General features: G+C 45.3%; 13 protein-coding genes. 9 read left to right on the forward strand and 4 right to left on the reverse strand.

Going from position 1 to position 16,169, the window contains the following annotated elements; genetic code table 11:
• Positions 1-28 precede the first annotated feature (28 nt).
• From H6F52_RS19035 to H6F52_RS19045, 3 genes are all read right to left on the reverse strand, one after another.
• Positions 29-3,625, reverse strand: coding sequence for an endonuclease/exonuclease/phosphatase family protein (locus H6F52_RS19035; RefSeq protein WP_190536414.1), 3,597 nt, complete (start codon positions 3,623-3,625; stop codon positions 29-31).
• 804 nt (positions 3,626-4,429) lie between these two features.
• Positions 4,430-5,182, reverse strand: a complete 753-nt coding sequence (locus H6F52_RS19040; RefSeq protein WP_190536415.1) for a peptidylprolyl isomerase — start codon at positions 5,180-5,182, stop codon at positions 4,430-4,432.
• Between the two features lie 192 nt (positions 5,183-5,374).
• Positions 5,375-6,970, reverse strand: a complete 1,596-nt coding sequence (locus H6F52_RS19045) for a serine hydrolase domain-containing protein (RefSeq protein WP_190536416.1) — start codon at positions 6,968-6,970, stop codon at positions 5,375-5,377.
• A gap of 219 nt (positions 6,971-7,189) precedes the next feature.
• On the opposite strand from H6F52_RS19045, the gene dxs reads away from it, so the two are divergent.
• The 8 genes from dxs (at position 7,190) to H6F52_RS19085 (ending at position 14,412) form a co-directional block, all read left to right on the forward strand.
• Positions 7,190-9,097: a 1-deoxy-D-xylulose-5-phosphate synthase gene (gene dxs / locus H6F52_RS19050; RefSeq protein WP_190536417.1), complete on the forward strand. Its 1,908-nt coding sequence runs from the start codon at positions 7,190-7,192 to the stop codon at positions 9,095-9,097.
• Between the two features lie 250 nt (positions 9,098-9,347).
• The gene (gene mtnA / locus H6F52_RS19055; RefSeq protein WP_190536418.1) at positions 9,348-10,406 is read left to right on the forward strand and encodes an S-methyl-5-thioribose-1-phosphate isomerase; all 1,059 of its coding nucleotides are present in this window, start codon (positions 9,348-9,350) and stop codon (positions 10,404-10,406) included.
• Between the two features lie 42 nt (positions 10,407-10,448).
• Positions 10,449-11,081, forward strand: coding sequence for a type IV pilin-like G/H family protein (locus H6F52_RS19060; RefSeq protein WP_190536419.1), 633 nt, complete (start codon positions 10,449-10,451; stop codon positions 11,079-11,081).
• Positions 11,082-11,253: 172 nt separating this feature from the next.
• Positions 11,254-11,802 carry a type IV pilin-like G/H family protein gene (locus H6F52_RS19065; RefSeq protein ID WP_190536420.1) on the forward strand — a complete coding sequence of 183 codons (549 nt, stop codon included), beginning with the start codon at positions 11,254-11,256 and terminating at the stop codon, positions 11,800-11,802.
• Between the two features lie 91 nt (positions 11,803-11,893).
• On the forward strand, positions 11,894-12,535 hold the full coding sequence (locus H6F52_RS19070) for a type IV pilin-like G/H family protein (RefSeq protein WP_347276232.1): 642 nt from the start codon (positions 11,894-11,896) through the stop codon (positions 12,533-12,535).
• A gap of 73 nt (positions 12,536-12,608) precedes the next feature.
• Positions 12,609-12,908, forward strand: a complete 300-nt coding sequence (locus H6F52_RS19075) for a hypothetical protein (RefSeq protein ID WP_190411123.1) — start codon at positions 12,609-12,611, stop codon at positions 12,906-12,908.
• Between the two features lie 61 nt (positions 12,909-12,969).
• Positions 12,970-13,770 (forward strand): sterol desaturase family protein, encoded by an 801-nt coding sequence (locus H6F52_RS19080; RefSeq protein ID WP_190536422.1) that lies wholly within the window; start codon positions 12,970-12,972, stop codon positions 13,768-13,770.
• Positions 13,771-13,878: 108 nt separating this feature from the next.
• Complete coding sequence (locus H6F52_RS19085) at positions 13,879-14,412, forward strand: rhodanese-like domain-containing protein (protein ID WP_190536423.1); 534 nt, start codon at positions 13,879-13,881, stop codon at positions 14,410-14,412.
• A gap of 39 nt (positions 14,413-14,451) precedes the next feature.
• Here the strand turns inward: H6F52_RS19085 and H6F52_RS19090 are convergent, their stop codons facing one another.
• On the reverse strand, positions 14,452-15,477 hold the full coding sequence (locus H6F52_RS19090; protein ID WP_190536424.1) for a 1-acyl-sn-glycerol-3-phosphate acyltransferase: 1,026 nt from the start codon (positions 15,475-15,477) through the stop codon (positions 14,452-14,454).
• Between H6F52_RS19090 and H6F52_RS19095 the strand changes: the two genes are divergently transcribed.
• Positions 15,460-16,026, forward strand: coding sequence for a hypothetical protein (locus tag H6F52_RS19095; protein WP_190430894.1), 567 nt, complete (start codon positions 15,460-15,462; stop codon positions 16,024-16,026). The genes H6F52_RS19090 and H6F52_RS19095 overlap by 18 nt on opposite strands.
• The last annotated feature ends 143 nt before the right edge of the window (positions 16,027-16,169 follow it).

The following is a 16,169-nucleotide window of genomic DNA, read 5'->3' on the forward strand; positions in this document are numbered from 1 at the left end:
AGACGATTACCAATTGATTTTCACTTAACTAGATCGTGGTGAAATCATCGCTGGTTAGGGTGTTTGCTTGCACTCCAGTAAGTGTTGCTAATAGTTCCCCTGTGTTCGCAAGACCGATTAAAGCATTGTTTGCATTCGCACCCGTCCCTTGGGTAATCGTTAGATACTCCAACTTCAAACCATCGGATAATACGATGAGGTCTTGAGTATCCGTGAAGTCAAGAATCGTGTTTGTGCCGCTGTTATTCGATACAACAAAGCGATCGCTACCATTACCGCCGAAGAGTGTATTTTGACCAATCCCACCATTAAGCCAGTCATCACCGTCGCCACCAGCGAGGTAATCGTTTCCTTCTCCACCTAATAGAATGTCATTGCCAATCCCGCCACGCAGCAAGTCATCGCCACCCAATCCTTCTAATGTGTCATTGCCACCTTGACCGTTAATAACATCGTTAGAAGCATCAAAACCTTGGGTGTTGTTATCCAAATCGTTAAGGAAAGTGACAGTATTTTTGTTGAAAATCTGTTTGAGATCCTCGTTAGCGTTAGCAATGTCAAAGCTTTTCTGAATCTGCGTTTGTCCGTCAAAGAGAATATTGCCGATGTCTACCGACGCACCTGTAGATGGTTGGAGATTATTCAAATCTTGGAGGGTAAAATTTTTCAAGATAACCTTCGTGTTATCAACGCCATCGAATGCGATCGCTAAATCGTTACCCGTTTGAGTTAAAAGTAGATTGTTGGCAGTTAAACCAGCCCCTTCAAATTTGAGGGTATCGACTTCAGAAATTATCTCTGCGGATGGATGATTTCCCGTTCCTACGCCACCGAAATCTGTAATTGTGTCGATGCCATCGCCGCTGCGAATTACAAAAATATCTTGGTCTCCACCGCCGGTGAGGATATCATTTCCTTGCAGTCCGATCAGGGTATCGTTCCCCGCTTTCCCATCAATACGATTATTACTATTACTGCCAACCAAGGTATTAGAACTTGCGTTGCCATTGATTGGTAAGGTAAAACGGGCGACTAGCGGATCGTGGTCGCTATATTGAGTAGCAAACTCGGCATTGAGATGCACAACATCAATTTCTGCCGTCGAGTTGAGATTTTTACTGACTAAAATGTGGTCAAGCGCTTGAGAATTCCCTTCAAAAATGTAGGTATATTGTTCGTTCTTCGGCAAAGTATCAATCAAGTTCGTGAGGTCGTTACCTTTTAATACTTCTAACGGCTTTGAGAACTGAAAATCATTAAAATCCCCCAGGACTATGACATTGGCATTGGGGTCAATTGCTAGCAGGCTATCGACAAAGTTATTAACGGTAGCGGCTTGTTGTAGACGTTGCGCTTCTGAAGTGAGTGTTGGCGGTTGAGAACTTCCGAAAAGAGGTTGATCGCCACCTTTGGAGTTGAAGTGGTTGCCGATGACAAATACTTGATTGCCCTTGAACAGAAACTCCCCAACCAAAGGCTTGCGACTGTTGGCAAAGGCGTCACCATTGGAAAGGTTAGTGTCAAGAATGCGACCCGGACTAGCGGAAAGTTCTACGCCATCGGTGCCGCTATTTACGGTGGTGTTGGTTATGGAGGTGCCGCCAGGACGGTCTACAAACTCAACGCGATTCGGGTTGAAGAGGAAGCCGACGCGGATATTCCCCCCCGGTTGACCGCCATCTTGGTCGTCTACCGGATTAATTTGACGGTACTGGTAAGTTGCACCACCCAAAGATGCGATCGCATCTATTAGGGTTTGGTAAGTTTGGTTAGCATCAACGACACTATCATTTGTGGCACCATTGTTGTCTTGGATTTCCTCCAAGCTAATAATGTCTGGTAATTTGAGGTTGTTGATAACAATATTCGCAAGGCTGCTAAATTTAGCGTTATCATCAGCAGGATTGAGATTCTCGACGTTAAAACTAGCAACCGTCAACTGGTCAGCACTTCCTGTTAATGCAGTTGTTTCCCGTGCTAAATTTCCCGAAATGACGTTAGGTAAAGGTGCAGTGTTGAGAAGCTTATAATTGCCAAAGCTGTAGTCGATGACGCCAGTGATGGAACCAGTGAAGGTGTCGCCCACATTTACTTGAGGTTCACCGTTAATAATGGCATCGTCGATAATAATCCGTTCCGGGTTATTATCCCCCGGCTGAACTACAATACCGCCCCTGTCCGTTCGGGTGCTAGCATTCACACCATTGTCAGCCAGGACGGGAATTTCACCAAAATCATTGGTAGGCCCTACCGCTACCGCATTATTCACCTGCACCCGCATTCCTTCTAGGCTTTCGTAGAAGTCAATGCCGTCTTGCGTCGGGTTGAATATACCTAATCCATCATCATCAATCACTTGAGTTGGAATCGTGCGTCCGCCCTCACCCAAAATAGTGCTACTAGGTAAAGAATTGCCCTTGGAAATTGTTGCAATCCCTGCATTCCCCACAATAATTTGAGTTGTGGAGAGACTGCTGCTATCAGAACCGCTAGGAATGAATTCATCAACAATCCCGCTAACCAGAATGGAGTCCCCAACACTGACTTTGGGGGTTATCCAAGTGAGGACGAAAATCCCCTCGGAGGTGGCATCATTCGTGTCCGGATTGGGATCTTGCAGATAAAATCCATTTGACTTTACTGCGGTGACGATACCAGGGACTTTGGAAACCAACTGACCCACCAATGGCGATGTATGGCTAGCACCTTGAATATCGTGGATGCGAAGATTACCAGCTTCTAGTTCGTCGTCAGTTACGGTTACGGTAATTGTGCCGCTAATATATTGGGTTGCAGAAGCTGTTAATGTCACCGTCTGAGAACCCTCTACAAACGGATCGTTCACCGCATCGATTGCGAAGGTTGCTGATGCCTGATTTGCTGGAATGGTTACAGTTGTCGCAACGGTAGCTTCGCTGGTGTCGCTGCTGAGTAAGTTAATCGTGAGTGACTTTGATAAGTCTCCGGTTCGGGTAACAGTTCCAGTGGCAGCACCTGCACCCGCAGCTTCTGAGAAGGTAGCGGAGTCAACCGTCAAACTAAGGGATTCTGTTATTTCGCTGCCAGTATTTGTCACTGTAAATGCACTACTGGGCATCGTCAACCGTTGGGTATTATTGCCCGTCCAATTCGCTGGGTTGCTGATTTTTGCAAGTAACTCTGCTCTAGTTCCGAAAGTGCCGTTAGTAATGTTATAAGTTGCGTTATCAATTTCTGGGATAGATACCGCCGTTAACCCGTTTGTTAATCCTGGCGGTAATGCAGAGTTATTGTTACTAGTCGCATTCTCTGCCCATGCCGAATCGTTACTATTAATTGCATAAATAAAAGTGGGAGCGGTTGCCAAACCCTGGTAGGCAAGGATTTGATCTCCATCACTTGAAAGTTTCATTGAACCAACGCCCGGATTGACAATTTCGCCAACCGAGTAGTTTCTAGTCGCTGTCCAAGTCAGGGTTCCTTCACCCTTTCTAAATTCGTTGCTGCTTTGCCAACCTTTATTTGTAAAGTGAATTGCAGTTCCAGAAGCAATATCTTTTAGTAAAACAAAGGCAAGTTGATCGGGATCGTCAAAGTTGAAACCGATAATGGCAATGTCACCAGCAGCAAGCGTTGTCGGAGCCATATAAGTCTCTTTTCATTTTCAATGGTTGTCTAGAACTGTGAAGCCAAGTGGGAGTAGTATGGCGGTCGCTAAATCCATTTTTCAGGAGCGATCGCCATACTACTGTTTCTTCACAGAGATTACTCTTTCCCTCGGCAGGTCAAATTGAGCCAACCTACTTGTGGTAAAACAGATACTTTGGCAAAATCTATCTCTCCAGAAAATTGGTTGTTTGTAGCCAACATCATCAGCACTTATCTCAGTGCCAAGGGCAGGATTTCAAACTTTCCTTAGCCTAAATAGCGCCACCCTAAAGATATTCAGTTGATGTTAACAAACCCTGATAATTAATTCTAAGTATAAATTAAGCTGGGATGAAGTTGCCGTAAATTCACGCAATCTTCATAAACCATCCTGGTACTAAGAAATCCCTATCTCTGTAGATATGCTGAGAACGGCAAAATGTGGGCTAATACTTGTCGGCAACCACCCTCTATCTTGGGAGGGCGAACCCTGCTGCGGGGCTACCTTAAAGTCAGACAGGGAGACCCCACCCCGTCTACAGCAGGGTGGTTTCATACAATCCTTAGAAAATTTCGAGGCATTGCGACATTTTGTAGGGATATGGCAATCAAAAAGCCCCTACCGCCAACCAAAATCAACGTTACAGAATTATTCTTTTAATAAATGAAACCACCCTGCTACCGCTCCCCGTCCACAGCTACCGTGTATATACAAGTCTTCTTGAACTTGCAAGTCCCGTTTTGATCCCCCAACCCCCGCTAAATGGGGGGCAATCAATTTACATCAACTTTGCCCTTAAAGTCACTCTGAATCCGAGACTGAAGACTCGATAAACTGTAATAAACCGACTTGTTGCATCCGCTCTTTGAGCCAGTTATTAAACATTTCGTCAATCAATCGACGGCGCATTTGTTCATCTAGCTGTGCTGGCAAGAACTTTTCAAGTCGAACGATTGCATACCACTCTTCCAGACGAGTAGGAGGCCATAACTGTCCCGGCTGACTAATGGATAGCATTTTTGCGATCGCTGGATGCAAAGCACTCAAACTTACTGGGCCAATGACTCCCCCAGTGTGAGCTTCTGTTCCTTGGGAATATTCTCTAGCTAACTCTGCGAAAGATTGCTCTCCTTCCTGAATTCTAAAGTAGACTTCCTGGGCAATTCCCATATCTTTGGTACGAATTAAGGAACACACTACCTGGTCGAGACTCGCTTTGCGAGCGATAAAATAAGACTCGACCTTTGAACTCCAAGTAGCCATCTTAAACTTCTCTAGCAGCAAGGGTCGTACAGCTAAGTCTTCCAGTTGTTCTAAGGTCATGCCTTGGGATACCGCCCAAGCTTTTCGCGCTTCTGGGGAGGTGAGTTGGTGTTGCGCGGCAAACTGCTCTACAGCCAATTGACGCTCTATATCTGTGCAAGAATAGAGCGCGATCGCTTCGTCAATAATAATCCCTTGCAAAAACTGGGGCAGCAACTGATAACGGCTCAACAAAGACGGAATCTCATGTGCCTGAATTACCTGGCTGCCAACTTGAAAAATTTCCGCCATCTCAAACGCAGCTACCCGCCTAGGTTTTCCCCGATTGCATGAGTCACTCGGATTGGTTCTTAACTCTTTGCTACTGACCAAATCTTATAGCAGATTCGGTCGTTATCTTTACAGAAGTGTGGATTGAACTAGAGAATTGCCAGATGACGCAACTATTGTTTTGGCTGAAATCAACAGAGCAATTGGGATGATTTAACAGCGGGTAAAGATGAAATAATTTCCTAAGTTAAGCGATCGCGCAACGCCATCCTCCGCAACTTGCACTTCAATTAGACCGAATTTGCAAGCAAAGTGGGTGTTATCTATCAGGATGCAGGGCACATCTTGGTTGAACATTTTGGTGTGGAGGAACACGCGATCTGCCTCAACATGGATAGTCAGCGTATCTAGATATGACATGTAGCTGCCCGCATAAGATGCCCAAGCCGAGAAATCCGGCACAAACGAAGCATCGAGTTCGATGCGTTCGCAGGGTGAAGAGTTGACCATAATATACCGTGTCGGTTCTGTTGCTTCGAGGATAAAACCGACAGGAATTTTATCTTGGCTATCTGGCTTTTGTGCAAAATAAAGGTCTTTTTTGAGCGACTGTAAAGGCATTACCTGCTCGTTTAATTCAAGCATCAGCTGACCATCCACCACCTGAATCTTGAGCAAACCCGTCTGAGGTCCCAAATATAATCCTGTATACTGCGACCATAACGCGGTATCGGGCGCGATCGCTTGCGGCTTCGGTGCCTGCTTTGGCAGATTCAGGAGTTCGTCAAAGATCCGGTTAACGATTTTGTAAGCAGCGAAGTCAGGGGCGCGACGGTTGAACACCAGCGAAACTGCAACATCAGCCTCCGGAACCATGAGGAACCAGCTACCAAAGCTGCTAATTGCACCATTGTGTCCGATTCGACGTATCCCCTTGTAGGGATCAACCATGAAAGTCAGTCCATATCCCGCCCCTTCCGCCGTATACCAGTCTGCATGAAGTGTTTGCATTTGGGCAACTGACTGGGGTGAGAGGATCTGGCGATCGCGAAAACAACCCTCGTTCATGTGCATCATCGCAAAGTTTGCCAAATCTAGCACCGTGGAAATGATAAATCCTGCCGGATAGCCAGCTGTATTATCAGCAAAACGGCGATCCACCCTTAACGTCCCATCCTCATTTTGGTCGTGCGATTGAGCAATCGGATAAGTCATCGCCACCGTCGGATCGAATGTTGTGCGTTGCATCTCCAAAGGGTCGAAAACTAACTCTTGCATCAGTTGTGTAAAGGGCTTACCGCTGACAGCCTCAGCAATATAACCAACCACCATAATGCCGGGATTGCTATAGGAATACAGCTTGCCGGGAGGTGCAATAATCGGGTACTTCGGGATCTGGTCTCGGACGTAAGCCTCAAGTCCCTCTGGATCGCGCCGACCATAGTTTTGGGCATCCGTAGGGAGTCCAGATGTATGCGTCATCAGCATCCGTAGGGTGATGCGTTCAGCAGCTCCCTCCTCGCTGAGGGCGAACCAATCAATGTAATCTTTAATGGGTCGATCGAGGTCAAGCTTACCAGTCTCAACCAGCCGCATCACCGCAGTACCAGTGAGCGGCTTGGTGACAGAACCAATCCGAAACAGAGTTTGCGGAGTTACAGGGATTGAGCCATCTTCCACGCTAGTGACACCAAAACCCCTGGCATAGATGACTTCCTGATTTTGGACAACCGAAAGCGCCACACCTGGGATAGCGGAGGCTTTCATCTGTTCTTCGATTTGCTGTTCTAATTGATAAAAGTTAAGCATTGGTCTCTACATCCAGAATTTTTGTAATTTAGGGATTTCATCGGATATTGTGCATCCCGCTAACAATCCGGGTAACAGCGAGGGGGCTTCCGTGTCCCTAACGGTTACGCAGACTAAACCCGCCTTGTCTACCGTAATCATTCGGTTCGTTCCCCCAAATCCATTACAGTTTAAAGAGATAACTAAAATCCGATCCTTAAGCTTATAGGGAAATCTGGAATGCATTTGAGTGAAATTACTCATCCCAACCAGTTGCACGGTCTATCAATTCGTCAACTTCAGCAAATTGCCCGTCAAATTCGGGAAAAGCATCTCCAAACTGTAGCCACCAGCGGCGGTCATTTAGGACCGGGATTGGGGGTCGTAGAACTGACAATAGCTTTGTATCAAACGCTAGACTTAGACCGCGATAAAGTGACCTGGGATGTTGGGCACCAAGCCTATCCGCACAAGCTACTCACCGGGCGATATCACCGCTTCCACACACTGCGCCAAAAAGACGGCATCGCCGGTTATCTCAAGCGGTGTGAAAGTAAATTCGATCACTTTGGCGCTGGTCATGCTTCCACCAGTATTTCATCGGCTTTGGGTATGGCGATGGCGCGAGACCTCAAAGGTGAGAACTTCAAAGTCGTGGCAGTGATTGGCGATGGGGCACTCACTGGCGGCATGGCGTTGGAAGCAATTAACCATGCCGGACACTTGCCCAAAACGAATCTGCTAGTGGTGCTGAACGATAACGAAATGTCAATTTCGCCCAACGTCGGCGCGATTCCTCGCTATCTGAACAAAATGCGTCTCAGTCCGCCGATGCAGTTTATTACAGATAATCTGGAGGAGCAATTCAAGCATATTCCCTTTGTGGGTGAATCCCTGACCCCAGAACTGGAACGGGTGAAAGAAGGGATGAAGCGTCTGGCAGTTCCTAAGGTAGGGGCGGTATTTGAAGAACTCGGCTTTACTTATATGGGACCAGTGGATGGTCACAATTTAGAGGAACTGATTGCCACCTTTAAGCAAGCACACAAGATGCAGGGGCCAGTCCTGGTTCACGTAGCAACAGTGAAAGGGAAAGGCTACGAAATAGCGGAGAAAGACCAAGTCGGCTACCACGCACAATCCCCCTTTAACCTCGCAACTGGGAAAGCGGTTCCTTCCAGCAAACCCAAACCTCCTTCTTATGCCAAGGTGTTTTCCCACACGCTGGTCAAACTCGCGGAGAATAATCCCAAAATTATCGGCATTACAGCAGCAATGGCGACTGGCACGGGTTTAGACAAACTCGCCAGCAAACTGCCCAAGCAATACATTGATGTCGGCATTGCCGAACAACACGCGGTTACTTTAGCCGCCGGTTTGGCTTGTGAAGAGATGCGACCCGTTGTCGCGATTTACTCTACTTTTCTGCAACGCGGCTACGACCAAATCGTTCACGATGTCTGCATTCAAAAATTACCCGTCTTTTTCTGTCTTGACCGCGCCGGGATTGTCGGTGCTGATGGTCCCACGCACCAAGGGATGTACGATATCGCCTATCTGCGCTGTCTCCCGAACATGGTGCTGATGGCACCCAAAGATGAAGCTGAATTGCAGCAGATGATCGTGACGGGTGTTAACTACACCGATGGTCCGATTGCCATGCGCTATCCTCGCGGCAATGGCTACGGGGTGCCCCTGATGGAAGAAGGCTGGGAAGAACTACCCATTGGCAAAGCAGAAATTTTGCGCCAAGGCGATGATGTTTTGATCCTGGGTTATGGCTCGATGGTATATCCCGCCATGCAGGCAGCGGAGATTTTGAGCGAGCATGGGATTGAAGCGACTGTTGTGAATGCCCGTTTTGCTAAGCCGCTGGATACTGAGTTAATTTTGCCTCTGGCTCAGCAGATTGGTCGGGTGGTGACGCTGGAAGAAGGCTGCATCATCGGCGGCTTTGGTTCGGCTGTGGCAGAAAGTCTGCTGGATCATAATCTGATGGTGCCGATTACGCGGATTGGCGTGCCTGATGTATTAGTGGATCATGCTACGCCAGAACAGTCGATGGCGGAACTGGGTCTGACACCGTCTCAAATTGCCGAGCGAGTGCGGAAATCTTTTAGCCCTCAACTGTCAGCAGTGATGAGTTAAAGGTAGGTTTTTTTAACGCAAAGGTACGCAGAGGTAAGCGCGATCGCGCCGCTTCGCTAACGCAGAGGTACGCAATGATATCGGTTGCGCTTTGGGTGTAGTCTGAGCTTTCCTTGGTGTTCTTTTGCGTTAAGACAAAATCACCCTAAGTTTTCGGGAGAAAGCACGAGGTAAAAAAGCAGTTAGTCGGGTAAATATCGGCTAAGTTGTTAGAAACTATCATATTGATAACTAGCAACTCACCGCCGATATGTCTACCAAAACTCAAGTTTATCCGGTTATTTGGAATCAAGACCGCGTTTTGCTCATCGACCAGAACCGCCTGCCTACGGAGTACACGTTTGTTGAGATCAGCTGCTGCGAAGATATGGCGCAGGCGATTAAAACGATGATTGTCCGGGGGGCACCGGCGATTGGTGTTGCTGCTGCCTATGGGATGTACCTGGGGGCAAGAGAGATTCAGACAGACAAGCGCGAGGAGTTTTTGAGCAAGTTGGAGCAAATTGCCGAGATGTTACGGCAAACTCGTCCAACTGCGGTTAATTTATTTTGGGCGATCGCGCGGATGTTGCGAACTGCCTATGAGTCGCTCGGAACGGTAGAAGAAATCAAATCTATTTTACTGACAACTGCTAAGGCGATTAATGCAGAAGACTTGCAAACTTGTCAGGCAATCGGCGATCACGGTTTAAAAGCTTTACCCTCCAAGCCCCATAAACTGGTTATTTTGACTCACTGCAACGCTGGAGCTTTGGCAACCGCTGGCTATGGCACCGCCTTGGGTGTTGTTCGTTCGGCGTGGCGAGATGGGCGTCTGGAGCGAGTCTATGCCGATGAAACTCGTCCCCGCTTGCAAGGTGCGAAACTGACTTCTTGGGAATGCGTCCAAGAAGGCATTCCAGTTACGGTGATTACCGATAGTATGGCAGCTCACTGTATGAAACAGGGTTTAATTGATGCAGTCGTTGTCGGTGCTGACAGAATAGCCGCAAATGGTGACACTGCTAATAAAATTGGCACTTACAGTCTGGCACTGGTTGCTAAGGCTCACAATGTTCCTTTCTTTGTTGCCGCACCCCTCTCTACGATTGATTTTGAGTTGTCTTCTGGCAGCAAAATTCCGATTGAAGAGCGCCACGCTTCGGAAATCTACCAAGTTGGCGATACGCTTCTTACTCCTGCTGGCGTGGAGTTTTACAATCCAGCATTTGATGTCACTCCCGCTGAATTAATTTCAGCAGTGATTACCGAGTATGGCGCGATCGCACCCAGTGAGTTAAAACAGTTTCAGACCAAACAATTGGTTTAGAAGGGCGCAAGAATACAACAGAAAAATAAAAAGGAACGAACCTTGGGAAAGACTACAGCCGAAACCAAACATCATCTTTTGAAAAACGAACCAATCCGTAAATTTGCGGCGTCTACACAAACAGATTCATCGTCTCTTTACAATTGGCAAGATTCCCTCAAACAGCGAAGAAACATACTCTTTTTCGCAACGGGTGTAATAACAATAGGGAGTTTGGTATTGGTAGGTAATCCCATTGCTTTCGCACTCGGGTTTCCCCCTATGTTGAAATGTGGGCCAGTTAAGCAATCAGCAGTGGAAGAAAATATTGAGTCAATCAACTTAGCTCAAGAAGCCCATTTTTCTGAAAAAAAGTCCTTTGCTAACGACTTTAATAAGTTAGGCATCCGCCTTCAAAAGCAGGGAGACGACTATGAATATTCAACCCGTGCCACTTCTTCGGCTGCCTTTAGTTATGGGATATCCCAAAGTAAAGGAAGTAACAGTTACGTTGGGGCTGTGTTTGTAATACCAGCTACTGAGGCCAAATCTAAAGTTGCTAACCGTGAGACAACAGTAACAATTTTGTGCCAAGCGGATTCCCCTGGCGCAATCAAACCTGTAGAGCCAGCTTATCAAAATGGCGCAGTTGCTTGCGGCTCCAACACCACAGAAATCTACCGTTATTCGCCTTAAGGCTAACTCGGAAGAAAGGTTAGATTGGGAATTGACACTTAAGCAATCCCAAATCTAACCTTTTCAGGAATTTCTCATTTTACCAGTGAATACTTATTAAAGCTTTTTGTGCTTTGCGTGTCTGCAAAACACAAAAAAGTATATTGGGTTTATTTACTTGACAAAAGTGAAGATGATGAGCATCCATTTCCGAGCTAAGTGGTTACACTTTTTATTTAAAAAACATACAAATGAAGGTATAGCCTTCTACATTGGAATTCTGATTCTTATAATAATTTTTGGTGTTTTGGCAGTTATGGCTTTGCCTATTTTTTTGAATTGTGCCAATACTGCCAATAACAAGAGATCGCAAGGAGAAATCTATATCGTCTCTATAAACAGAGGACAAGAAGCTTACTATTTAGAAAATAATACTTTTGTTGCTTCTCTGCCGAAACTCGGTCTAAGTATTCCAAGTAAAACAAAAGATTATGAATATTCTATTCGTGCAACAAAAACAGCGGTATTTAACTACGCGATCGCTCAAGAAACTGCTTCAGAACCCCTGAAGAGCTATGTTGGGGCTGTATTCATCGTACCGGACAATCATTCCCGAGACTTAACTACAGTAAGGATTCTGTGTCAAGCGAATGCTCCCGGTGCAATCAAGCCTGTAGAGCCAGCTTATCAAAATGGCGAAGTCGCTTGCGGTTCTAACACCACAAAAATCTCCCGTTATTAGTCTTAAGGCTAACTCGGAAGAAAGGTTAGATTATGGATTGGTATCTAAGCCGGCTAAAATCTAAACTTTTCAGGAATTTCTCATCTTGCCAGTGAATACTTATTCAAGCATTTTGGACTTTGCACCTACGCAAAACACAAAAAAATATCCGGGGTTTGTTTACTTAAAAAGATGGAATATGAATATCTATTTTAGAGCTAAGTGGTTACAATATTTGTCAAATAGAAATGAGAACCAGGGTAATGTCTTGATTGCGCTTTTGGTTGTCGTTGTCATTAGCATTGTTGGTATTTTGGTAGCTATAGCACTTCCTAGCGCTGTGAGCTGTGGAGGCAAAGCTGGTCAATCAGAAGGGAAACAATATATCGGCTCAATGAATAGAGCACAGCAAGCCTACTATCTAGAAAATGGTGCTTTTGTGGCTTCAATTCCGAAACTAGGGTTAGGTGTTCAATCTAAAACAAAAAATTACGAATATTCCGTTCGAGCCACAAAAACGGCAGTCTTCAACTACGCGATCGCTCAGAAAACTGCCTCAAAACCGCTGAAGAGCTATGTTGGGGCTGTCTTCATAGTACCTGCATCCAAGGTAGACAAAAAGGCAGCTAAAAATAACAAGGAAACGTTAGCAATACTATGCGAGACAGATACTCCTACTAACCAACTCCCCGCAGAGCCGACTTACCAAAAAGGTGTCCTCGCTTGCGGTTCTAATACTCATTCGATACCATAGTGCCACACCTAAAAAATATAGCGCTCACCTGAAACGGCAATCTTCCAAATCAAGTGATTCACTGGAGGTAATCATGCAGCTTAAGGATAAAGAAGAACAAGAGTCAGCCAAGATATCTTCACAATTAAATCTACCCATTCAAGCTGAAGAAACAACTGAAGATACAGCAACGAATGCGGCTTCTAAAGAGCAGTTATCGCGAAATCATCTTAGTCACGACCTAAAGCCACTCTTCGTCTTAATGGGAATTCTCGGGGCGCTGGGTCTTGGAGCCTTGTTCACGCTCTGTATCTTCGCCATTTATGATATGTCTACTACTTCGTCGGATACTTGTATAGAGATACAATCAGAAGACACTATCCAGCCTCTCTAAATCCTAAAAAGGTGTCTAGTGGGCAATGCCCACCATAATTAATCAATAATGCCTAAAAGTTATGCTTCCTGATGTTGTTAAAGGCTTTTTTTTGCTGCTGTTTATATTAGTCCCCATAGAAAAGATATTTTTTTTACACAAACAGAAGATATTTCGTAAAGGATGGGAAACAGATGCCATCCATTATTTTATTGGTTACTTTGTTGGCAGAACGGCAGTATTAGCCATTAGTGGAATATTAATTGGACAGTTTCTCAAAAGCTTAATCAATTCACAAATACAGATGAACGTTGCTTCTCAACCTGTAGCGTTCCAGTTTGTGGAAGCAATTTTTATCGCTGATGTTGGATATTACATTGCTCATAAACTCACTCATAAGATTCCTTGGCTGTGGAAATTCCATGCGATTCACCATAGCGTAGAACATATGGACTGGTTGGCAACGGTTCGTCTGCATCCCATTGACCAAATATTTACAAAAATTTTTCAGATAGTTCCGCTATACATATTAGGCTTCACTAAAGAAACATTTACTGTATTTTTTCTTTTTGGTGCTTTTGAAGCCTTCTTTATACATGCCAATATCAAAATTAGATTTGGATGGCTTCGGTGGATAATTGCTACTCCAGAATTTCATCACTGGCATCACACTGCTGAGCGAAAGTTCTATGACAAAAACTTTGCAGCTCAGCTTCCAATTTTAGATTTAGTATTTGGCACCCTCTATATGCCTAGGGGGAAAATGCCTGAGAAGTATGGGATATCCGATCCTATACCTTTGGGGTACTTTGGACAAATACTCTACCCGTTTTTTAAACGAAAAAAGTTTATGAATCAAGCTAGAAAAATAGAGAATATATAATGAAAAGTTTTATATTTCAGGATTTTTATTTCTAATTGTAGCTAATGACATCCCGGTATTACGGTTGCTATGGTAGTGAGGTTAAGGCGCGATTCATCGGAAAATTTTATGAAAATACTGACTAAAATAACCAGTCGTTTACGTCCTTTACCTGTAATTTTAGCGGTTGTCGCTGTTAGTGTTGGTGCAATAGGTGCCGCGATCGCGATCGCAGACATCGATATCCAAGCGATCGCAACTGGCAAATATGCAAACAAAGTGACAGTAGTGCAGTTGCAGCAGGGAAAACTAAAGCCAGTGTTCCTTATTGATGTGCGATCGCCAGAGGAGTACGCTGAAGATCATATTGCCCAAACTCTACTGGTACCTCTGACTCAGATTGAAACGGGTATAGGGATTGAGCGTATTAAGGCATTGGTGAAAAAGAGCGTTCAACCCAATCAACCCGAACCAACGGTAGTGCTATATTGCACCAAAGGAACCCGTTCAACTAAAGCCTACTGGATGTTAGAGGGAACGGGGTTGAAGATGGCAGTCTTATCAGGCGGTATTACTGCATGGCGGAAAGCCGTGCCTGCGGAACAAGATAAAGCGGTCTTATCTCCAATTATTTTACAAGCCAAGAAGTTGAATGCTAACTAACTTCTTATAAAAACTGATTGAATGCAAATCAAACCTAGATTACTTCTTCCTCAGAAGTTGGTTAATTTGACTTTGCAGCTTTTCTTGTAATAGTTGTGCGTGTCGGTAAGCAGCGTTTCGGTCTTGCCGAGTAGAAGTTTTTGGTTCTGGAAGTTGCTCGTCTTCAACAACTTCGGTTGACCAAGTTTGATAGAGAGGCTGAATAAAATAACGCAGCCGACTTCGCATTGCCCAAACACCCATAGATGGGAAGAGAATGAAGAAAAACATCAAAAAAGAGACAGGCAAGAAAGGCAAGTAGATGGCTCTTGCAAATTTCTTAAGATTGATTGCCCAAGGATGCAAAGATTCATTGCCGATGCAAGCAACAGGCAGAATCGGAATGTGATAGCGATCGCTTAGCTGGATAAAACTTGGATGAAAAGTGTCTAACTGATAACGCCTTTTCCACCCTTTTCCCGGCCCGCGTATGCCCTCCGGAGCGTATAGTAAGATGGTTTTTTGAGCCACCGCTGCTTCAAATTCATCAGCTTCTGCCCTAACGCCACCTAGAACTTGCGACCATCCTGGAGGTAGCCACCAAATCACCCAGGGATGTTCAAACAACGAAACACCCGCCAGCGGTTGCACAACCCATTCCCGTGTCTGGCTTAAGAGCGTTGCTAATCCCAAAATATCCCAAGGAAAACACATTCCCGCATGGTTCATTGATACAATCAATGGCCCAGTTTGAGGCAAATTTTCGAGTTGTTGTAGCTCTCCTTGGAAATAATATTTCACAATCGGAGCCAGCACTTCATCTCGGAAAGCCTGCTGATAATTTGGGTCGAACTCCCCTTCTCCCCGGCGGGGTGAACGAAAGCCGAGACGTATCCAACGAATCAGCAACGCCAAATAAAATCCCCCAGGAATGAGAAACAATCCATACTCCAGCCAATTCCAACCATCGGGATCGGCGTGATAGTGTTGCCAGTGGCGGTTGAATAAAATCAGCCAGCCTGGAGGATACCAAAGACAAAACCAATCAAACCAATTCCAACAATAATCGTGAATACGCCCAGCCATGCCATTCTCAATCTCGGCATTCTCGCTAAACCGCAACAATCGCACTTCAATCTCCTAATCGTGTTCGGCGCTATATTACCCGATATTCCAATTTTTGTTTTCTACCTTGTGGCGAGATATATTCAACGCCTACCAGAACGCCAAATCTGGTCAACCGCTTATTACCAACCCTTTTGGCAAAATATTATCCACCTGTTTCATTCAATTCCATTGGCTTTAATTGGGGTAGCGATCGCTCGCTACTACGGGTGGAAACCTATTGAAATTATCTTTTTGAGCATGGTGCTACATTCCCTCGGAGATTTACCCGTCCACAGCGACGACGCGCACAGGCATTTTTTGCCCTTCAGCGACTATCGTTTTATCAGTCCTATCTCTTATTGGGATACTAACAAATACGGCACGATTGTTTCTTTTGTTGAGCGGTTGCTGGTGCTGGTAGCGACCGTTTACGTCTTCGGGATGGTTCACTCCTACATCGGCAAAGGACTACTCATTGCAGTGAACTTGATTTATTGGCTCAGTTATCTCTACTTCTGGGTTTTCTAAGAAATATTGAACTTTTCGCCATGAAGTTATCCCTCTTCTGTCACTTTCCGGAGAAGCAAGTAGTAAATCAGTTAAATTATCCAGAAGCCAAACCGGGTTTAAATTGATTCATTGCAGCAATTAAATGATTAAATCCCAGCAAT

It is taken from the genome of Coleofasciculus sp. FACHB-542 (assembly GCF_014695825.1).
Lineage (GTDB): Bacteria > Cyanobacteriota > Cyanobacteriia > Cyanobacteriales > FACHB-T130 > FACHB-T130.